The 19834-nt window shown below is 54.0% G+C and carries 18 protein-coding genes, 1 tRNA gene and 1 pseudogene; 5 read left to right on the top strand and 15 right to left on the bottom strand.

Annotated elements, in window-relative coordinates; translation table 11 throughout:
• Nucleotides 1-89 precede the first annotated feature (89 nt).
• Nucleotides 90-1814, bottom strand: a complete 1725-nt coding sequence (locus tag ACZ5EH_RS14360) for a proline--tRNA ligase (RefSeq protein ID WP_464274568.1) — start codon at nucleotides 1812-1814, stop codon at nucleotides 90-92.
• Between the two features lie 202 nt (nucleotides 1815-2016).
• Nucleotides 2017-3120 (bottom strand): flavodoxin-dependent (E)-4-hydroxy-3-methylbut-2-enyl-diphosphate synthase, encoded by a 1104-nt coding sequence (gene ispG, locus ACZ5EH_RS14355; RefSeq protein ID WP_464274567.1) that lies wholly within the window; start codon nucleotides 3118-3120, stop codon nucleotides 2017-2019.
• Nucleotides 3121-3587: 467 nt separating this feature from the next.
• Between ispG and ACZ5EH_RS14350 the strand changes: the two genes are divergently transcribed.
• The 4 genes from ACZ5EH_RS14350 (at nucleotide 3588) to ACZ5EH_RS14335 (ending at nucleotide 5706) form a co-directional block, all read left to right on the top strand.
• Nucleotides 3588-4460: a FlgO family outer membrane protein gene (locus ACZ5EH_RS14350; RefSeq protein WP_464274566.1), complete on the top strand. Its 873-nt coding sequence runs from the start codon at nucleotides 3588-3590 to the stop codon at nucleotides 4458-4460.
• Between the two features lie 12 nt (nucleotides 4461-4472).
• Nucleotides 4473-4757, top strand: a complete 285-nt coding sequence (locus ACZ5EH_RS14345; protein WP_464274565.1) for a hypothetical protein — start codon at nucleotides 4473-4475, stop codon at nucleotides 4755-4757.
• Between the two features lie 20 nt (nucleotides 4758-4777).
• On the top strand, nucleotides 4778-5395 hold the full coding sequence (locus ACZ5EH_RS14340) for a FlgO family outer membrane protein (RefSeq protein WP_464274564.1): 618 nt from the start codon (nucleotides 4778-4780) through the stop codon (nucleotides 5393-5395).
• A 68-nt stretch (nucleotides 5396-5463) separates the two neighbouring features.
• Nucleotides 5464-5706 carry a hypothetical protein gene (locus ACZ5EH_RS14335; protein ID WP_464274563.1) on the top strand — a complete coding sequence of 81 codons (243 nt, stop codon included), beginning with the start codon at nucleotides 5464-5466 and terminating at the stop codon, nucleotides 5704-5706.
• Nucleotides 5707-5800: 94 nt separating this feature from the next.
• Here the strand turns inward: ACZ5EH_RS14335 and ACZ5EH_RS14330 are convergent, their stop codons facing one another.
• The 6 genes from ACZ5EH_RS14330 to ACZ5EH_RS14305 all read right to left on the bottom strand — a co-directional run bounded on the left by ACZ5EH_RS14330 (nucleotide 5801) and on the right by ACZ5EH_RS14305 (nucleotide 13676).
• Nucleotides 5801-6847, bottom strand: a complete 1047-nt coding sequence (locus ACZ5EH_RS14330) for a TOBE domain-containing protein (protein WP_464274562.1) — start codon at nucleotides 6845-6847, stop codon at nucleotides 5801-5803.
• 219 nt (nucleotides 6848-7066) lie between these two features.
• Nucleotides 7067-9529 (bottom strand): endopeptidase La, encoded by a 2463-nt coding sequence (lon, locus tag ACZ5EH_RS14325; protein ID WP_464274561.1) that lies wholly within the window; start codon nucleotides 9527-9529, stop codon nucleotides 7067-7069.
• 336 nt (nucleotides 9530-9865) lie between these two features.
• Entirely contained in the window at nucleotides 9866-11119 is a 1254-nt protein-coding gene (clpX, locus tag ACZ5EH_RS14320; protein WP_464274560.1) for an ATP-dependent Clp protease ATP-binding subunit ClpX, read from the bottom strand.
• A gap of 9 nt (nucleotides 11120-11128) precedes the next feature.
• Nucleotides 11129-11743 carry an ATP-dependent Clp protease proteolytic subunit gene (locus ACZ5EH_RS14315; protein WP_464274559.1) on the bottom strand — a complete coding sequence of 205 codons (615 nt, stop codon included), beginning with the start codon at nucleotides 11741-11743 and terminating at the stop codon, nucleotides 11129-11131.
• Nucleotides 11744-12175: 432 nt separating this feature from the next.
• The gene (tig, locus tag ACZ5EH_RS14310) at nucleotides 12176-13507 is read right to left on the bottom strand and encodes a trigger factor (protein ID WP_464274558.1); all 1332 of its coding nucleotides are present in this window, start codon (nucleotides 13505-13507) and stop codon (nucleotides 12176-12178) included.
• Between the two features lie 84 nt (nucleotides 13508-13591).
• Nucleotides 13592-13676, bottom strand: a tRNA-Leu gene (locus ACZ5EH_RS14305).
• Nucleotides 13677-14420: 744 nt separating this feature from the next.
• On the opposite strand from ACZ5EH_RS14305, the gene selD reads away from it, so the two are divergent.
• Nucleotides 14421-15485 (top strand): selenide, water dikinase SelD, encoded by a 1065-nt coding sequence (gene selD, locus ACZ5EH_RS14300; protein ID WP_464274557.1) that lies wholly within the window; start codon nucleotides 14421-14423, stop codon nucleotides 15483-15485.
• Between the two features lie 56 nt (nucleotides 15486-15541).
• On the opposite strand, the gene ACZ5EH_RS14295 is transcribed toward selD, so the two are convergent.
• The 7 genes and pseudogenes from ACZ5EH_RS14295 to rpmJ form a co-directional block, all read right to left on the bottom strand.
• Nucleotides 15542-16456, bottom strand: a complete 915-nt coding sequence (locus ACZ5EH_RS14295; RefSeq protein ID WP_464274556.1) for a selenium metabolism-associated LysR family transcriptional regulator — start codon at nucleotides 16454-16456, stop codon at nucleotides 15542-15544.
• Nucleotides 16457-16743: 287 nt separating this feature from the next.
• Nucleotides 16744-17139, bottom strand: a pseudogene (gene rplQ / locus ACZ5EH_RS14290) (50S ribosomal protein L17); the annotation flags it as partial.
• A complete protein-coding gene (locus ACZ5EH_RS14285) occupies nucleotides 17129-18175 on the bottom strand; it encodes a DNA-directed RNA polymerase subunit alpha (RefSeq protein ID WP_464274555.1) in 1047 nt (348 codons plus the stop codon). The gene ACZ5EH_RS14285 and the pseudogene rplQ, both read right to left, overlap by 11 nt.
• Nucleotides 18176-18193: 18 nt before the next feature.
• A complete protein-coding gene (gene rpsD, locus ACZ5EH_RS14280) occupies nucleotides 18194-18820 on the bottom strand; it encodes a 30S ribosomal protein S4 (protein ID WP_464274554.1) in 627 nt (208 codons plus the stop codon).
• A 24-nt stretch (nucleotides 18821-18844) separates the two neighbouring features.
• Nucleotides 18845-19234, bottom strand: coding sequence for a 30S ribosomal protein S11 (gene rpsK / locus ACZ5EH_RS14275; RefSeq protein WP_464274553.1), 390 nt, complete (start codon nucleotides 19232-19234; stop codon nucleotides 18845-18847).
• 91 nt (nucleotides 19235-19325) lie between these two features.
• Nucleotides 19326-19697, bottom strand: a complete 372-nt coding sequence (gene rpsM / locus ACZ5EH_RS14270; RefSeq protein ID WP_464274552.1) for a 30S ribosomal protein S13 — start codon at nucleotides 19695-19697, stop codon at nucleotides 19326-19328.
• 18 nt (nucleotides 19698-19715) lie between these two features.
• Complete coding sequence (rpmJ, locus tag ACZ5EH_RS14265; RefSeq protein ID WP_464274551.1) at nucleotides 19716-19829, bottom strand: 50S ribosomal protein L36; 114 nt, start codon at nucleotides 19827-19829, stop codon at nucleotides 19716-19718.
• Nucleotides 19830-19834: the final 5 nt, after the last annotated feature.

Raw genomic sequence — 19834 nt, 5'->3', positions numbered from 1 at the left:
CTGCCTTTATCCTTCTCAATACAACCTCAGGAAGGAGAGGCGCAAAGGGGAAAACCCTTATAAAAGGGTTTTCCCACATTGAAGCAATATTACAAATTCCACCCTGCATGGACCTGCTTACGCCAGGTGGCAAAAGCATTGGCAAAGTCGTCCACGGGTAATTCTGCGCGTTCACCTGTACGGCGATCCTTGGCCTCCACAACGCCACGCGCCAGCCCCTTGCCTCCGGCAACGAGTTGCAGCGGAAATCCTACCAAATCGGCATCTTTAAACTTTACGCCGGGGCGTTCGTCACGGTCGTCCAGCAACACATCCACGCCCTGCTCCTGCATGGTGGTGTAAAAAGACTCGACCTTGGCGGAGGCCTCCTCATCCTTGGGCGACAGGTTGAGCAGCACGACTTCGTAGGGCGCAACCGGCGGCGGAAAAACGATGCCTGAGTCATCGTGGTTCTGCTCGATGCAGGCAGCCACAATACGCGAAACCCCGATGCCGTAGCAGCCCATGACCATGAGCTTTTCCTTCCCGTTTTCATCCAGGAAGTTTGCGTTCATGGATTGGGAATACTTGTACCCCAATTTGAAGACATGCCCCACTTCGATGCCGCGTGGCAATTCCATGGCCCCACCGCAATGGGGGCAGGGATCATCCAAAGTAATGGTGCGCAGGTCGCTGAACTGGGAAACCTGCACGTCACGCTCAAGGCTGACGTTCTTCAGGTGCACGTCGTCTTCATTGCCCCCGGTAATCCAGCAATCACGCAGTTGCAGTTCCTGGTCGGCCACAATACGTTTGACCTGCAAGCCCATGGGGCCGGCAAAGCCAACGGAAGCGCCGCTTGCTTCCTTTACCTGCTCTGGGGTGGCCAGCTCCAGCGATGTCGCACCCAGCAAATTCTTGAGCTTGACCTCGTTCAATTCGCGGTCGCCACGGACAAGCGCCGCGATAAGGTCGCCATCCGCGTCATAGATCAAGGTTTTCAGCACATCGGCAGCCTTTACCTTCAGAAAATCGGCCACCTCTTCCACGGTATGCTTGCCCGGAGTCTGCACCTTTTCCAGCGGGGGGCACTCGGTCTGCTCCACAGACTCCAGTGCGTGGACAGGCGCTTTTTCCAGGTTGGCTGCGTAATCACATGCAGTGCAGACGGCGATGGTGTCCTCGCCGGTATCGGCAAGCACCATGAATTCATGGGAGTAACTGCCGCCAATGGCGCCGGAATCGGCCTCTACAGCCCTGAAACGCATACCCATGCGCTGGAAGCAACGCACATAGGCATCAAACATGGACTTGTAGCTTTCGTTGGCGCCCTCTTCGTCCTTGTCAAAGGAATACGCGTCCTTCATCACGAATTCGCGCCCGCGCATCAAACCAAAACGGGGGCGTATTTCATCGCGAAACTTGGTCTGTATCTGATAAAGATTCAGGGGCAGTTGCCTGTAGGAGCGCACTTCCCCACGCACCAGATCAGTGATGACTTCCTCGTGGGTGGGGCCGAGGCAGTAATCGCGGCTGTGGCGGTCTACCAACCGCAGCAACTCCTTGCCGTAAAATTCCCAACGCCCTGTTTCGCGCCACAGGTCGCCGGGCTGCACCATGGGCATGGAAATCTCCAAAGCGCCCGCCCTGTTCATTTCCTGGCGCACGATTTCCGCCACCTTGTTCACGGCGCGCAGGCCCAGTGGCAAATATGTATATATGCCGGAAGTAAGCTTGCGGATCATCCCCGCACGGACCAGCAATTTATGGCTGACGACTTCGGCGTCTGCCGGCGCCTCTTTGAGAGTCGGGATATAACAACGGCTCCAACGCATGGACGCTCCTCTCTGATTGCTCAAACAGATGTTTTTCTATTCAAGGGAATTTGCGAAAAGACGTATCCTTCTCGCGCCCCCTCTCCCTAAACACTAATAATTTTATATATCAAACAAATTTTGTGTAAAAACCGTTGAAAAGCTTTTTGCTCCACAGCGCTGCGGCTTCCTCACCCTTGCATGCCCTCTGTTCCTAGGGATATCAGCCTTGCCCTTCGCTGTGGCGTTCTGCCAGAAAGGCGTCAAGCTCTTCCAGAAAAGCAGGGAGCAGGCTGTCTCTGCCCTTCACCTTGCGTATGACTTCTCCCTTGCGGAAGATGATGCCCAGGTCGCGCCCTCCAGCAATGCCAATATCGGCTTCGCGTGCCTCGCCAGGGCCATTGACAACACACCCCATGACCGCAACCTTGAAAACATCCTCCACCCCGCGCAGGCGGCTCTCAACTTCTTCAGCCAGGGAAATCAGGTCTATTTCTGTCCTGCCACAGGTGGGGCAGGAGACGATTTCCGGTCCACGCTGGGCCAAGCCGAGGGAGCGCAGAATTTCCCAGGCAACGGCTGGCTCGGCCACGGGGTCATGGGTCAGCGAGACGCGCAAGGTGTCGCCAATCCCTTCATACAGGAGAACACCCAGGCCCACAGCGCTCTTCACCGCCCCTCGTACGAGGGTGCCTGCCTCTGTGACGCCGATGTGCAACGGATAGTCACACTGCCCGGCCAGCAGTTTATAGGCGGCTATCGTGTCCAGCACGGAAGAAGACTTGAGCGAAATTTTCGTATCGTAGAAACCGCGTTCTTCCAGCATGCGCACATGCCCCAGCGCGCTTTCCACCATGGCCTGAGGTGTTGGGCCGCCGCATTTCTCCAGCAATTTCTTTTCCACAGAACCGCTGTTGACCCCGACGCGGATGACTGCGTTATGCGCCTTGGCTGCATCCACAACCATATCCACCTTGTCGCGGGAGCCAATATTACCGGGATTTATGCGCAGACCGGGCAAACCGGCCTCCAATGCGGCAAGCGCAAGACGATGGTCGAAGTGGATGTCTGCAACCAAAGGCACGGGAGAGCCATCCTGCAAGGGGTGCAGGGCTGCTGCAGCCTTATCGTCCAGCACGGCCACCCGCACCAGCGCACACCCCGCCTCGGCCAGGGCGCAAATCTGCGCCAATGTGGCCTCCACATCACGGGTATCCGTGTTGCACATGCTTTGCACCACCACAGGGTGGTCGCTACCAATATGCACACTTCCCAGGCGGAGCTGGCGTGTAGTGCGGCGTTGGGGAAGTTCAGTCGTCCAAGTCATAGCATTATGCCTTCATGCGCAGTGCTTTCTCATCCAAGGGCAAATGTAGCACCCTATATCCAGGGAAGTGCGCCTGCATACGTCATTTCCTCGGGCAAGCCAAGCCCGGCGTGCCAAGGTTCACTTTGCCGGCCAAAATCATGCAAAGAACCGTGCAAAAAATACTGTCTCGTCTTTTGTTTCAGAACGCTTGGCAGCATCGCATACGCACGCCCCTCGCTGCAATAGCTACCTGCCCGCATCGATAAAATCCGTTTTCCCGAATATACTGAAAACCAAAAATCGGTGATACTGAAAAGACCTGAAAAGATGGGCCAAGAAGCTCTTAAGTAATCCCTGAAAGAGACGATAGGAGCAGCAACGACGCCACACGGGCAAGTGCGAGCAAACAAGCACCACGCCTGGCTGTAGTTGAACAGCGTGCCCTGATTCATCACTCAAGCACGCGGAACCATGGAGTAATAAGGATGCGCACATTTTCGCTTATCATCATCCTGAGCATATTCCTGCCGGTCTTTGGCGGCACGGCATGGGGCGAAGAAAAACCAAAACCCATGGATGACTACTCTCTGCCCAACTGGCCGGGGGAAACACGCCCAAGAAGCGGTATGCAGGAGCTGGACCCCGGGACAGGCATGAAAACATGCGGTCCTTACAATGGATACGTGAACGGGCAACATACGCCTGTTGAAGCGCAAAATACCATGCACGCCGGGGTGATGGTGCCTGACGGCAGTGGCGGATACGTTTGGAGCGGCGCGTTTCGCCCCATGACCTTGCCCTGTCCCGGCGAAGTTGCAGGCAGAGAGCTCAAGCTCAAGGTGCGCGAATTGGCCGATCAGTTGCTCTCGGTGGAATCCCTGAGCAGCCTTGGCAATTCCATCGCCCTGCCCACCAGCTTCGTACACCAGGACAACTTCCAGCAAAGCTCCAGCATGGGGCGCTACATTGCGGAACAAATGTTCTACGAACTGAACCAGCGCGGCATGCCCGTACGTGAATACCGCGTTGGCACTGAAATCGTCTCCCGCCCTGGCGAAGGAGATTTCTTCCTGACCAGAAGCGCAGGCAACATCGTGATGAACAGCCGCCGGGCTTTGGCTTTGGTAGGCACCTACTATTACGACCGCTACAACGTGTATATCAACGCCCGCTTGATAAATGGCGTTACCGGCATGGTGCTGCGAACGGGCAATGTGGTCTTTCCGCAAACACAAGTTACCCGCGCCATGCTTTCCAACGTAACCTTGCAGCAGGCCTACATGCCCATCATGGATTTCGAGACCGTGACCAGGGCCACGGACCTGACAGCCATCGATCTCGGCGAGGACATCCACTAGGAGGGCAGGAGCATGCGCATACTCATTATCACCCTGCTACTGGCATCCCTGTTTCTGGCAGTGGTCCAGGGCTGTGCAAAAGGCACCGAACCCAGACAGCGCTTTGCAGCGCCCCCTTATCACCAGGCATCGCTGCAAAACTTCACCGTGGCGCGCATCTATATGTCTGAAGGGCGCTTTGAACTGGCTCGCGAGCACCTGCTGTACGCCCTGGCTGCGGCAAAAGATGAAGAAATGCGCAGCCGCCTGAATCACGAGTTGGAAGCCGTGGAAATGATGATAGCTACCAAACGATGAGCATACAAAAGGATACGACAATGCACGCCAACACTCTTCGCACAATCATGGCAGCACTCCTCATGGCGGGAGTATTTTTCGCCACTGCGGCTACGGCTCAGGCTGGCACATTGCCAAATCTGGCCGCAAGCATTGCCGATGAACTGGACGCGCAACTCGCCCAGCGGCTGAATGTGGGCGAACGCCCCGTAAGGGGGCTGGCCATGCTGGTCACCACGCCTGTAAGTCTGGACAACCTGGAAGAAAGCAGCACACTGGGGCGGCTGATCGCAGAAGAATGCGCCACATGGTTCGTCTCTGTGGGGTATAAAGTGCAGGAAATGCGCAAGTCCCGCATGATCCTTTTTGCCCCCGGCAAAGGCGAACTGCTCCTTTCCCGGCGTTCCAATCTGCTGGAGATGCAGAACATCGACGCCTCTATCATCCTTTCCGGAACATACACCATCACCTCCAAGCATGTACGCTTCAATATGAAACTGCTGCATGCCGCAAGCAATGAAGTGCTGGCAATGGCCAGCGCAACCCTGCCCATGACAGCGGAGGTTCGGGAGATGCTGCTCGGAAGCGGTGGGGTCAACTTTTCAGGAATAGAGCCCAGCGTATCCACACGACTGAACGACCCTTTCAACGGCTTCTAAGACAGGAAAATACTTAGGGGGCGCCGGGATGCAAATTTCAAAGACCCGGCGAGACAAGGAGGTTCCCCATGAAAGCGCTGCTGACGATACTGCTTCTGGCTTCCACAATGCTGCTGGGGGGGTGCTATTTCAACATGAGTGTAACCAAGACACCGCCCTATAATATATATTGCCCTGGTTCGGGCGCTTCCGTCACACATTATCGCGCAGCACAAGCTGCGCCCAGCGAAGCGGGATGGTTTGACGGCGCTGGAGCGCCTGCGGCAGCTACGGGCGACTGTGCCCGCCCCGGCTACTGCAGCCCTCTGTAACAGCTCCCCTTACCTTCACGAAAATCGCTACAACAGCGGCCGCCCTTGATTCGGGTGGCCGTTGTTTCCATTGTTAGCCGCAAACATCCCGTTTTCAATCCACATTGAGAATGACGGCCAGTTCACTGAAGTGCACCCAGGCCTTGTCCCCCTCTTGCAAAGCAAGTTTTTGCCGGCTTTCCTCAGTCACCACAGCGCAGATATCCGTTCCGTCGGTCAATTGGACGATGATTTCGCTTGAGATGCGCCCTCTTTCCGTGTGACGCACAACGCCTTCGAACAGATTGCCCGCGTGGTGGGCTGCTGCAACCCTGTCCTTGGCTACCAGAACCCAGGGCGCTTTGATTTCCGCGGTTACAAAAGCACCAACCTTCAATCGAAGACGCCGCAGGCTGCTGTTTGTAATCACGGCGGCAACTTCGTGCCCCCCCAGTGATTCAACCTTGATGCAGGATTGAATGTCTCCAGGGCTTACTTCCACCACTTTGCCGTAGAATGCATTACGCGCGCTGGTCTTGCGCTTGCTTTCGCGCTCCATGAAGTGGCGCGTGACCTTTTGCACATCTTCGGGGGGCAGGTTCAGGTATTCGGCAGCCAAAGCCGGGGTGGAGTGCCCCAGAACCCGTTGCACAACCGGCAAGGGCATGCCCCCGCTCAGTAATTCGATGCCTCGCGACCTGCGGATGACTTCCGGGCTGCACATTTCCTTGGGCAGGTTGCACTCGCCTGCGCGTTCGTAAAATTTCTTTCTCACATGGGCCTGATCCATGGTGAAAAGCCGCCTTTTATAGGCGGCGAATCTGGGGTCGGCAAGGAGCGCCCCAAATTCTTTGACAACGTTTCCAGGCAATGGAACCTGCCGGCTGGTGGAAGAATCGGCCCGGGAAAGGGTTACCTGTTCGTTTTCCATGTCAATGGACCTGGTTTCGTCCAGGTCCAGCACCTCGCCCAGTTTGGCCCCTGTGTAACGTATGAGTAAAAAAACCATGAGCACGCGCGCCCTGGATATGCGAATATCCTCACGCTTGGGCTTTGCGGCCCAGTCCCTGAAAGCGTGCTCCAGCTCTTCAAGCTGTATCGTATCCAGATATTTTACATTTCCAGAAATCTCGAGGCCGGATTCCGAAAAAGATGTCGCCATGAATCTGCTCCTGTAGGGTTCTTGCGCATGTTTGTAGATACATACGGAGCAATCGTCACTAACACGATTATTCTTATAATAGTGACAAGACACACCTACAGGATTGGCTTAAAAAAGGCCACAGGTCGCTTTTGGTGGAACGACGCGGATACAAAAAGGCGCCGCCCCTTTTGTGTGAGGAGCGGCGCCCAGGTATTGTATGCTTTTGCTGCGAGAGGCCTACTGCTGCGTGTGATTCTGCGGTGTTTCAGGTTCCTTCAGCAGAGACTGCAGCAGGCTTGGGTGGTCGTCCTTATTGGCAAAGACCTTCTCATGGTCGACCTCTATGAATGCATGACGCAACACGTCATCCATGTGTTCAACTTCAATTATCTCCAGCCCCTTGAGTATTTCGTCAGGGACTTCCTTGAGGTCCTTGGCGTTATCCTTGGGGATGAGCACCCTTTCGATAAGGCCACGGTGGGCAGCCAGAAGCTTTTCACGCAGGCCGCCGATGGGCAGCACCCGCCCCCTGAGGGTGATCTCGCCGGTCATGGCAAGATCATTACTTACGGGCAGCCCCAGAATTGCGGAGATCATGGTGGTTGCCAGGGTGATGCCGGCGGAAGGGCCGTCCTTGGGGATGGCGCCTTCAGGCACGTGTACGTGGATGTCCACCTTCTTATGGAATTGCGGCTTCAAACCGAAGACATCCGAACGGGAGCGGATATAGGAAAGAGCAGCACGAGCCGACTCTTGCATCACGTCGCCCAGCTTACCCGTTATTTCCACTTTGCCCGTACCAGGCATGAGCACGGTTTCCACAGACAGCAGGTCGCCTCCCAGTTCCGTCCAGGCAAGGCCGGTGGTCACACCGACAAGGGATTGCTCCTCTTTTTCGCCATAACGGAACTTATGCACGCCCAGGTAGTTGGAAAGATTCTGGATGCTGACCTGTACGGTCTTGTCCATGTTGTCTTCTTCCACCAGGTTACGTGCAACCTTACGGCAGACGGAGGCCAATTCACGCTCCAGGTTACGTACGCCGGCTTCACGTGTGTAGCGGCGGATGACCTCGAGCATGGCATTTTCCGAGATATTCAGGTTCTCGTTCTTCAGCCCATGCTGCTCGAGCTGCTTGGGCAGCAGGAAGTTCTTTGCGATCTTGCGCTTTTCGATCTCCAGGTAACCAGGGAGCTTGATGATCTCCATCCTGTCCTGCAGCGGCAGCGGAATGGTGTGCAAAGAGTTCGCTGTTGTAATGAAGAATATCTTGGACAGGTCATAGTCCATGTCCAGATAGTGATCATTAAACGTATTGTTCTGTTCGGGGTCGAGAACTTCGAGCAAGGCAGCCGAGGGGTCGCCACGGAAATCCATGCTCATCTTGTCCACTTCGTCCAGGCAGAACAGTGGGTTATTGTATTTTACGCGGCGCAGGGACTGAATGATCTTACCCGGCAGGGCGCCCACATAGGTCCGACGGTGACCGCGGATTTCTGCTTCATCGCGCACACCACCCAGGGACAACCGCACAAACTCACGGCCGGTTGCACGGGCAATGGACTTGGCAAGCGAGGTCTTCCCCACGCCAGGAGGGCCAACCAGACAAAGGATGGGCCCCTTGAGGGTCTTCACCAGTTTTTGCACGGCAAGATACTCGAGAATGCGCTCTTTGGGCTTGTCCAGTCCATAGTGGTCCGCATCCAGAATCTTGCGGGACTCATCCAGGTCGATGTCGAGCTCTTTGAGCTCATCCCAGGGGATGTCGAGAATCCAGTCCACGTAGTTGCGCACCACGGTGTACTCGGCCGAGGAAGGCGGCATGGCTTTGAGCTTCTTGAGCTCGCGCATGGCTTTTTCCCGGTTCTCGTCCTTCATGACCTTGGCGTTCAGCTTCTCTTCGAGCTCCGCCACTTCCACAGCGGGGTCTTCTTCACGCCCCATTTCTTTGGAAATAGCCTTCATCTGCTCGTTGAGGTAGTAGTCGCGCTGATTGCGCTCCATCTGGTTCTTGACGCGAGACTTGATCTTCTTCTCAAGGGAAGTGATCTCGATTTCGCCCTCAAGAAGACCATAGGCCTCTTCCAGACGGGTTTTGGTGTCTTCCTGTTCAAGCACTTCCTGCTTTTTCAGGTAGTCCACCTTCAGGTGGGGCATGATGGCGTCGGCCAACTTGCCTGGGTGCGTCAATGAAGACACGGCCATGATGGTTTCAGGTGCAAGCTTCTTGTTGACCTTGCCATATTCCTTGAGCGCCTCATGCGTCGTACGCACCAGGGCTTCGGCCTCGGGGTCTTCGTTATCACCTTCATGCAGCGTGTCCACGTTGACCAGGGGGAATTCCTTGTCCAGAGCTTCCCCATCACGCTCAGGATTCCACTTGGCGCGGTACATGCCTTCGAAAAGCACTTTAATGGTGCCATCAGGCAGGCGCAAAAGCTGCAGAATCTTGCTCACGGTACCCATTTCGAACAGGTCGCCGGGTTCTGGCTTTTCCACTTCCGGTTGGCGCTGGGCTACGAGGAATATCTTCTTGTCGTAATTGCTCAGGGCGTTTTCAATAGCGCGAATGGAAGCCTCCCGCCCCACAAAAAGTGGAACGATGGAGCGAGGGAACATCACCACCTCGCGCAATGACATCAGGGGAAGCCGCTCATTGTCAGGCTGGGCGGCATTGCTCACGAGTTCATAATCAGCCATTCTTTTCTCCTGATATAAGGAACGTTTTGGCACTCCGAAGGTATCGTGGCAGTGTTCCGGAGTTTTCAATCAGGCAAATGCGGCTCTGCGAGCCGCAGCTACGCGCCAGGAAGGCGCGCGGGAAGTCTTGCTCCCGCAAGCTTTGGAGAAACCACGCTTTCTCCTCCACTCCACGCCAAAAGGACAAGATTCCTCTCAAGCGTCCAGGATAAAATAAGGCACGACATGAAAATGTCAAACAATCATCACAGGAAGTACGGCAGCAGGTGGTCAGGTGATCATAAGAACACGGCCCGGCTAAACTTCTGCCGGGCCGTTTGTATTTCGTATGGAGAATCAGGAGCCAGTCTTGGCTTCGGATTCGTAGATGAGCAACGGCTCCATGCCCTTCTCAACAACGTTCTTGTTGATCACGCATTCCTTGACGCCCGCCAATGAGGGCAGCTCGTACATGATATCGAGCATGACCAACTCCATGACGTTGCGCAGGCCACGGGCGCCAGTCTTACGCTCAATAGCCTTCTGGGAAATGGCCCGCAAGGCGTTGCTCGTGAAGCGCAGCTTTACGTTGTCCAGTTCAAAGAGCTTTTTGTACTGCCTGGTCAGCGCATTCTTGGGCTCGTTGAGGATACGGATAAGGTCTTCCTCACTCAGATCCTCCACGTGGGTCACAACGGGTATGCGTCCCACAAATTCGGGGATCAGCCCGAACTTGATCAAATCAATGGGGTGCACCTGGGAGTAAACCTCGGACAAAGGCATTTCAGCCTTGCTGTTGATCTTGGCGCCAAAGCCCAAAGACGTACCCGAGATACGCTGCTGGATGATTTTGTCCAGACCGATAAAAGCGCCGCCCATGATGAAGAGAATGTTGGAGGTATTGAGGCGTATGAACTCCTGCTGGGGGTGCTTGCGCCCCCCTTTGGGCGGTATGTTGGCCTCGGTACCTTCGATAATCTTCAACAGAGCCTGCTGCACGCCCTCACCAGAAACATCCCGCGTGATGGAAGGACTATCGCCCTTGCGCGCGATCTTGTCGATTTCATCTATATAGATGATGCCGCGGGAGGCAGCTTCTATGTCGTAATCCGCATTCTGCAGCAGTTGCACAAGAATGTTTTCCACATCCTCGCCCACGTAGCCGGCTTCCGTCAGCGTAGTGGCATCCGCAATGGCAAAGGGAACCTTGAGCACGCGCGCCAGGGTCTTGGCCAGCAGCGTCTTGCCGCATCCGGTGGGACCGACCAGCAGAATGTTGCTTTTTTCGAGTTCGACATCGTCGTTTACAGAGCCGGTGAAAAACACGCGCTTGTAGTGATTGTGCACTGCAACTGCGAGGATTTTCTTGGCATTGTTCTGCCCGATAACGAACTCCTGAAGCTTGTCGTGTATCTCTGCGGGAGATAACAGACGCCCTTCCTGCATGTCTTCATTGATGCTTTCCTGGGCAATGATCTCATTGCACAACGATACACACTCGTCGCAGATGTATACGTCCGGGCCTGCGATGAGGCGTTGCACTTCATCCTGATTCTTGCCGCAGAAGGAGCAATGCAAATCAGACATGGGAGCTTTCTTCCTGTTGGCCATATTTCATTCCTACTCTTTTTTACCTGTCTCCGCCGTATTTCGGGAAACGAGGATATCGTCGATAAGGCCGTAGTCCTTGGCTTCCGCTGCAGAGAAAAACTTGTCACGCTCAGCGTCTTTGGTGACCTTTTTCACGTCTTTGCCCGTATGGTTGGACAGAATCTGGTTCAGTGATTCCTTGGTCCGCAAAATCTCACGGGCATGAATGTCAATATCCGTTGCCTGGCCGGAAAAACCGCCCAGCACCTGGTGAATCATGATCCGCGAATGCGGCAGGGCGTAACGCATGCCCGGCGCACCGGAAGCAAGCAGCAACGCAGCCATGCTCGCAGCCTGTCCCAGACACAGTGTCGCGACAGGGGCGGAAATATACTGCATAGTGTCGTAGATGGCCAAACCGGCAGTCACAACGCCACCAGGAGAATTGATGTAAAGGTTGATCTCCTTTTCTGGATTGTCAGATTCCAGGAAAAGAAGCTGTGCACAGATCAAGCTGGCAACATGGTCGTCGATGGGTGTTCCAAGAAGGATGATCCGGTCTTTCAGTAGACGGGAGTAAATATCATACGCGCGTTCAGCACGTCCCGTAGTCTCAATGACAATAGGCACAGCGCCCCATTCCATGACTGTCTCCTTGGTCGAGGGTCTGCTCTGGGGAGAGTGCCAGGCAGAATCGGATCCAGGTCCGTAGTTCACGCAATAACCCTCTCAAAAATTACATGTTGGACATCAGTTGGGCAATCTTCACCAAAGCCAAATGGCGGCGCCTGGCCGCAACTTTTGACTCTTTTCTTTGAGAGTAGATACTACTTCCATACTAATCGTCAAGTATGCAAGGTTCTTGAGGGGGAAAAGAAAGTTCCAACCAACCGGGATTCATGGTTTCCCGTGTATCAGGCAGGTTTTTCCCCTCGCCCCTGCTTGCAGCGATTTTTTGCAAGACAGGGGCCACCTCCCGGCGTCATGCTCCAGGAGCCCAGTTACAAAACAGGCGCCGGGCAGCCAGAGTGAAGCATTCTGGCCGGCCGGCGCCTTCTTATCAAGCAGAAATGAGGACTAGGCGCCCTCTTCCTGATTCTCCTCGCCAGCATTTTCCTTGGCCGGCACCATTTTCACCTCGGCCTTGCTGTACAAGAGCTCCATGGCCTTGTCTGCCAGCAACCGGTTGTGAACAGGGATAATCAGGTCGTTGTCCATGTGGTACTTCTTGAGCTGGTTGAAATCCTGCCCCATACGCGAAGCCAATTGGCGGAAGTAGAAGTCGATTTCCTGCTCGGTAACCTGCAGGTTTTCGCGCTTGGCAACCGTCAGCAAAAACACCTCGGACTTGGCCATGTCTTCAGCCTGGGACTGCAGCTCCTGGCGCAGGTCGTCTCCGGTTTTGCCAGTGGATTGCAGGCTTTTGCCCTGCTGTTCCAGACGATTGATCTGATCCTGAACCAGGCGGTCAAGGTTGGCCTCAACCAGGCTTTCGGGCAAATCATACTCAACTTCACTCAAAAGCTTGTCGAGCAGGCTCTTTTGCGCAACGGAACGGTAGAGCTGCTTACGGCTTTCAAGGTAGGAATTGCGCACGGCTTCGCGCATTTGCTCCACGTCCTTGAAACCACCGGCTTTTTGCGCCAGATCATCATCGACCTCAGGCAGCTTCTTTTCCTTGACGGCGTGCAGTTTCACACGCATGAGCACCTTTTTGCCGGCAAGCTCTTCATTGAGGAAGTCCTCGGGGAATTCCAGATCGTTTTCGCCCACTTCGCCGGGCTCAAGCCCTTTGACTATTTCCTCGAAACCGGGAAGGGACTGCCCTTCACCCAGAGCAAGCTGGAAATTTTCGGCGTGAATGCCTTCCAGAGCATTGCCAGCATCGTCGTAGGCGGCAAAGTTGATGATAACCACATCACCATCAACAGGCTTACGCTTATCAGGAGTCTCAATCAGCTCGGCCATCTGGTTGCGGATACGATCAATTACAGCTTCTACAGCGCCTTCTTCAACCTCAGGCTCTTCTTCCTCCACTTCGGTACCGGTGTACTCGGGGAGTTCAAAATCAGGCATAACCTCGAAGGAAAGCGTGTATTTGAAAGGAACACCGCGCTCCAGTTGTCCGCCATCAAAATCGATTTTCGAAAGTGGCTGCGACTTGGTCTCGCTGACAATCTGGTTGATGTGCAGGTTGACCATATCCGTGGTCGCCTCACCGTAAATCTGGTCCCTGAAGCGTTTCTCGATGATGGAAGAAGGGACCTTGCCCTTGCGAAACCCATCGAGATCGGCACTGCGACGATACAGGGCAATGGTGGCGCCCAGAGCAGCCGCAACCTCTTCTTCCGGGACCTCTACGTGAATGGCGCGCTTAACCGGAGAAATGTCTTCTACCTGATATTCCATGGATACAGCTCCTTTAAATGATAAACTTTTTTTTGCGATGACAAATCAGGCGCAGCATTCGGGCTGCAAAAAACGACAGTAAAGTGGTGCGAGAGGAGAGACTCGAACTCTCACGGACCTAGCCGCCGGACCCTAAACCCGGTGCGTCTACCAATTCCGCCACTCTCGCACTCTGCCGGTGGTCCTCTGCATACAACCAAAGGAGGACCCTCGCGCCGGAGAATACGTAAAAAACCACACCCGCCTCGTCATCCAAAAACGGGGGCAATTGAAAACGTACCCATTTTCCTAAAAAATTATCCGCCCTGATGCAGGCAGATAATTCGTGCACGTCTACTCGCCCGTCCAAAAGCCGCTTGCGCCTGGCAGTGTGGGCTTCATTGCTCGCAAACGAAACCTTTTATCAGCATCGCTTTCAGTGATCAAGTATACAATCGCACCAGTCTTGCCCCATGCATTACAAACTTCAGAAATTTAGTCCAAGGCAGTGGCTCAGTTAAGTCAATATGGTACATGAAAGAATCCACTACACACTGATTTTTCAAGCACGGTCAAAACCAGATTCTGATTGTTATAAAACCGTACATTTTGATTAAAAAATGACAAATCACTTCCATGTGCAGCCCATACTGTCAGTGTTCCTCAAAACACATCAGAGCACCATGCCTCATAATGCCTTTTCAACGACCTTGATATTGTCTCCAGAAGCGAAGTCTGTCAAAAAATTTATGTGATTCCATTAATGTTCGTTAGTTCTTGAGTTCACTCCTCCAAGCTCCCTAATAAGCAACCGAGTGACTATCAGAACAAGCTGGACAAAAATGAAAGTGGCCATGATGCTTGCATCGTAAATCGTAACAAGGCATTATTTTGGAATAATCAAAAGCCATAAAAGAACAGAGGATTGAAACGAATGAGTGAAAAAAAGCTGGTCCAAACAGTCAAAGCCTCGGGCTGAGCTGCCAAATTGCCTCCAGGGGACCTGGAGGAAGCCCTGCTGTCATTGGGTTTGGGCAATAAACCCCAAGACCCTCGGGTAATCGCTGGCCAGACCGCCAACGAGGATGCCGTTGTCGTGCGCTTTCCAGACGGGAAAGCACTTATTCAGACTGTTGATTTCTTTACTCCGATCGTCAATAATCCCTACTGGTTCGGACAAATTGCCGCTGCCAATGCCCTTTCGGACGTATACGCAATGGGGGGCACCCCTTATACGGCAATGAATATCCTTTGTTTCCCTATCAAGACACAATCCAAGGAAACGTTAAAAGAGATTCTGGCTGGCGGACTGGATAAAATCCAGGAAGCCGAAGCCATTCTGGCCGGCGGACACAGCCTTGAAGATGAGGAACTCAAATATGGTCTTGCGGTTTCAGGACTTGTTGATCCTGATGGAGTTACAACCAACACAGGTTTGCTTCCAGGTGACCAGCTAATCCTGACAAAACCCATCGGGACAGGTGTTCTGGCCACCGCATTGAAAGCAGAATGGGAAGGGGCCGAACAATTTGAGAAGATACTCTACAAATGGGCCTCGCACCTGAACAAAAAAGCCGGCAGTATCATTCCTAAACTCGGCCTGCGTGCAGCTACTGATGTAACGGGGTTTGGACTTGGCGGGCATCTACTTGAAATGCTTCACGGTTCGGGTGCCTGTGCTGCAATATGGTTGGACGAGACGCCATTCATTCCTGAAGCGTTGGAACTGGCGGCCATGGGAATGATTCCCATGGGCAGTTACGCCAACAAGACCTTTTGCAAATCCGTGGTCCAGGTTGCAGCGGACAAATCTTCTATCAAGGCGGACCTGATCTTTGACGCCCAAACATCAGGGGGGTTGCTCTTGGCTGTTCCTGAAAAGAAGGTCAAAGAAGCCACCATGATGCTTGAGGACCTGGGGGAGTTGGCAGCACACGTGGGCGAGGTGCTCCCCTGCGATGCAGGTGCAACACCACGCCCCAAATTATTGCTTTGCTGAGTAAGAGGTGCCTGGCTCTGTAAACCGCCTGAATCGTGCGACAGCCTGGCGACGCCCTACACTCGAGAACCGTTGAGTTCTTTTGCCCGTTCTTGCAAAAAATCGATGAAGTAGCTGACTGCAGGAAACATGAAGCGCTGTTTTTGAAAAACGCAATAAAAATGGCGGCCGAGTTGCAGCTCAGAACAGGGCAACACAATCAATTCGCCACGGTTTATTTCATCATAAGCTGCCAGACGGGAAGTAATGGAGACACCCAGGCCGGCTTTGACACAACGCAACACAGCCTGAGTACTCTCAACAATCAGGGCAGTGTTCAAGGATCTGGGGTCTACGCCACTTTTCAGCAGCCCTTTTTCAATGGCAAGGCGCGTGCCAGACCCTTTTTCACGCATCACCCAGGATAATGCTTCCAGGTCAGACAATTCCAATGCCGACTTTCCAGGCAAAGTGTCGGGAGCAGCGACAATTACAAGATCATCCTCTAAAATGGGGATGAATTCCAGATCGTTGTAATCTTCATACTGCGCCCCCACAACACCAGTGACAAGCGTACCGTTTTGCACCTGCTGCACGATTGATTCGGAATCGCCGACGCGCAGATGCATGGTCACGGCAGGATAGCGCTTGACAAAGGATGCCAACATGGGAGGGAGAAGATAATGGGCAGGGATGGTGCTTGCGCCAATGGCGAGTGCCCCAGAGACTTCGTCCTGCAGCAACTGAATTTCAGCCTTTGCAGTCTCCAGGCTGGAAAAGACCTTTTGCGCGTGGCGATACAGGATATCTCCCGCTGCGGTAGGCAAAATGGAACGTCCAAGCCTATCGAAAAGTTTTACACCAAGGTCGCTTTCCAGACTTGCAACATGAGCGCTTATAGTCGGTTGGGATAGAAACAAGGCCTCACCGGCCTTGGAAAAGCTCCTAAGTTCAAAGACCTTGCTAAAGGCTTCGAGCCTGCGCAAATCCATGCCGTATACCTCGTATCAACTTTATCTATAGTTAAAGGCAAAAAAAAGGCAGGCCCAAGAGGACCTGCCTTTTATAAGCACTACTCTTTTTTTGCTTCTTCGTCTTCTTCTTCCGCAGAAGTCTCAGGCGCAGAAGCCTCTTCGGCTGGTGCCTCTTCTGCAGCAGCCTCTTCGGCTGGTGCGGCATCAGCAGCAGGCTCTTCAGCCGGTGCGGCTTCAGCTGCGGGCTCTTCGGCTGCAGCCTCAGGAGCAGCAGGAGCCTCTACCTTGGGGGTAGATACAGCAGCAGCTTTTTTGGGTTTAGCTTCCGGAGCAGCTTCGCCAGGCAGGCGAGTAAACTCGATGAAAGCCATAGGGGCATTGTCGCCTCGACGAGGCAAGCCCATTTTTACTATTCTGGTATATCCGCCGGCAACACCGCTAAAACGGGGGCCGACTTCGTCAAACAAAGTTTTTACAAGAGCGTGATCGCCCAGAACCTTATAGGCAAGGCGCCTAGAATGGAGATCGTTGCGAAGCGCAAGAGTGATGAGCTTGTCAGCTACTTTGCGCAGTTCTTTAGCCTTGGATTCAGTAGTTTTGATCTTGCCGTGCACGATCAAAGATTTCGCCATATTGCGAAACAAGGCCTTACGATGCTCCCAGGTTCTGCCGAGCTTGCGTCCGGATTTGTTATGCCTCATTTTGCTCTTTCCTCTTCAGCCATTCCTGGTAGCTTTGCTCAAAACCATCGACTTTCATGCCGAATTCAAGCCCCATATCCTGGAGGACGCGGCGAATCTCATCAAGAGACTTCTTACCGAAGTTCTTGGTCTTGAGCATATCGTTCTCAGTACGTTGCACCAGTTCACCCACAAGGGAGATATTGGCGCTCTTCAGGCAATTGGTAGCGCGAACAGACAGCTCGAGTTCGTCAATGCTCTTGAAGAGATCGGGATTTAAATCCGACGTCTTGGAGGACGAGCGACGGTCACCTTCGGACATGCCCTCGTCAAAATTGATGAACACACTGAGCTGGTCCTTAAGGATCTTGGCGCTGTATGCGATAGCGTCTTCCGGTGCTATGGAGCCGTCAGTCCAGACTTCGAGAACAAGCTTGTCGAAGTTGGTCATCTGGCCGACACGAGCCTGCTCCACAGAATATGCTACGCGGCGGACAGGGGAGAAACTGGCATCAAGCTTGATCAAGCCAATTTCTTCACTCAGGCCTTCGTGCATTTCTGCAGGCATGTAGCCCTTGCCCATGCGCACCTCGAGCTCGATTTTGAGCTCGACATCCTCGGAAAGGGTTATCAGGTGCTGTTCAGGGTTGAGCACTTTGACGTTCTGGTTCTCCTGAATGTCAGAGGCAGTGACCACGCCTTGTTTGTTGGCTTGCAAAAGGAGCTGTTGCGGCTCCTCAGAAGCCATGGCCAGGCGCACCTGCTTAAGGTTCAGCACAAGGTCAGTCACATCCTCGATAACTCCGGGGATGGAGGTGAATTCGTGCTGGATGCCTTCAATTTTGGCGGACACAATGGCCGCGCCTTGCAGTGAAGACAACAAAACCCTTCGCAGAGCATTGCCGATGGTCGTGCCAAATCCTCGTTCCAAGGGTTCGCAGACGAACTTGCCGTATAGCATGTCGCCTTCCTTGGATTCGCGGACGATCTGATCCGGAGCAACCAGTTCCTTCCAGTTGCGAGTGTTGATAAGCTTCTCGCCTTGCTTCACGAGCATAGTAGAACCTGCGCTGGTTTACTTCGAGTACAGCTCGACGATGAGCTGCTCGTTGATGGGGAACTGGATGTCCTCACGAGTGGGAACGGCACGGACGGAGCCCTTAAAATTACTGCCGTCCACATCGAGCCAGCCGGGGCAACCACGACGGGCAATGACTTCCTGAGCTTCCATAATCACCGGTATTTTGCGACCTTCCTCGCGAACAACAATCTCATCGCCAACGCGTACGCGCATGGAGGGGATGTTGACGCGACGGCCATTGAGCATGAAAATACCGTGGAGAACGAGTTGACGCGCCTGGCTGCGAGAGTTCGCAAAACCCATGCGGAAAATCACGTTGTCCAGGCGGGTTTCCAGCAGAACCAGAAGGTTCGTACCGGTAACACCCTTCATCATGTCGGCCTTATGGAAGTAGCTACGGAACTGTTTTTCGAGAATACCGTACATGCGACGGACTTTCTGCTTCTCACGAAGCTGAACAGCATAGTCACTCATCTTGCGACGAGAACGTCCATGCTGGCCGGGCGCGTAAGGCCGGCGGTCATAAGCGCACTTATCGGTATAACAGCGATCGCCTTTGAGAAAAAGCTTTTCGCCTTCACGCCGGCAAAGCCGGCACTTGGAATCATTATAACGTGCCAAGGTGACTTCCTCCTATTCTCGGCCTTAGACCCGGCGGCGTTTAGGCGGACGGCAGCCGTTATGGGGAATAGGTGTAATATCCCGAATGTAGCTGACGTTCATACCAACGTTATTGATGGCGCGCATAGCCGCTTCGCGGCCGGAGCCAGGGCCTTTAACCAGGATGCCGACAGTACGCATGCCCTGATCTTGAGCACGGCGTGCTGCATTTTCAGCAGCAATCTGAGCAGCAAAAGGGGTGCTCTTACGGGAGCCTTTAAAACCGCTTCCGCCGGCAGAAGCCCAGCTTATCACGTTGCCACGGGTGTCAGTAAACGTGACGATGGTGTTGTTGAACGTGGCCTGAATGTGGGCAATACCCACCGGAACGTTCTTCTTCTCTTTCTTCTTTGCAGTACGTTTGGGTCTGGCCATTGCAGCTTCTCTCTTGAAACCTGATGTTGGTGCAATTAGCTGCCTGCAAGCCGCCGGTCAGGCCGGCGCTGCATCAGGCAGAAGCAAATGCCTATTTTTTCTTCTTGCCGACCACAGAACGACGGGGGCCCTTGCGAGTCCGTGCGTTGGTGTGGGTGCGTTGCCCATGTGCCGGCAATCCGCGGCGATGGCGCAGGCCGCGGTAACAGCCAATGTCCATCAGGCGCTTAATGTTGGCCGAAACCTCACGGCGAAGGTCACCCTCCACCTTGTAGTTGGTCTCGATTTCTTTACGGATGTTGTTCACCTCTTCAGCAGAAAGGTCGTCACTGGACTTGGTCCAGTCTACGCCGGTGCTGTCAAGGATCTTCAACGCAGTCGTACGCCCGATTCCATAGATGTAGGTAAGGGCGATGTCCAGCCGCTTGGCCTTGGGCAAGTCGATACCTGCGATACGTGCCACAGTGCTTCTCCTGGTGACTTATCCCTGGCGCTGCTTGTGCCGGGGGTTTTCACAGATCACCCGCAGAACACCTTTGCGGCGGATGATTTTGCATTTCGGACAAATCTTCTTCACAGACGGTCTGACTTTCATGGCCG

The organism is Desulfovibrio biadhensis (assembly GCF_055388615.1).
Note: the sequence above shows the minus strand (reverse complement) of the source record. Positions and strands in the feature narration are given on the sequence as shown.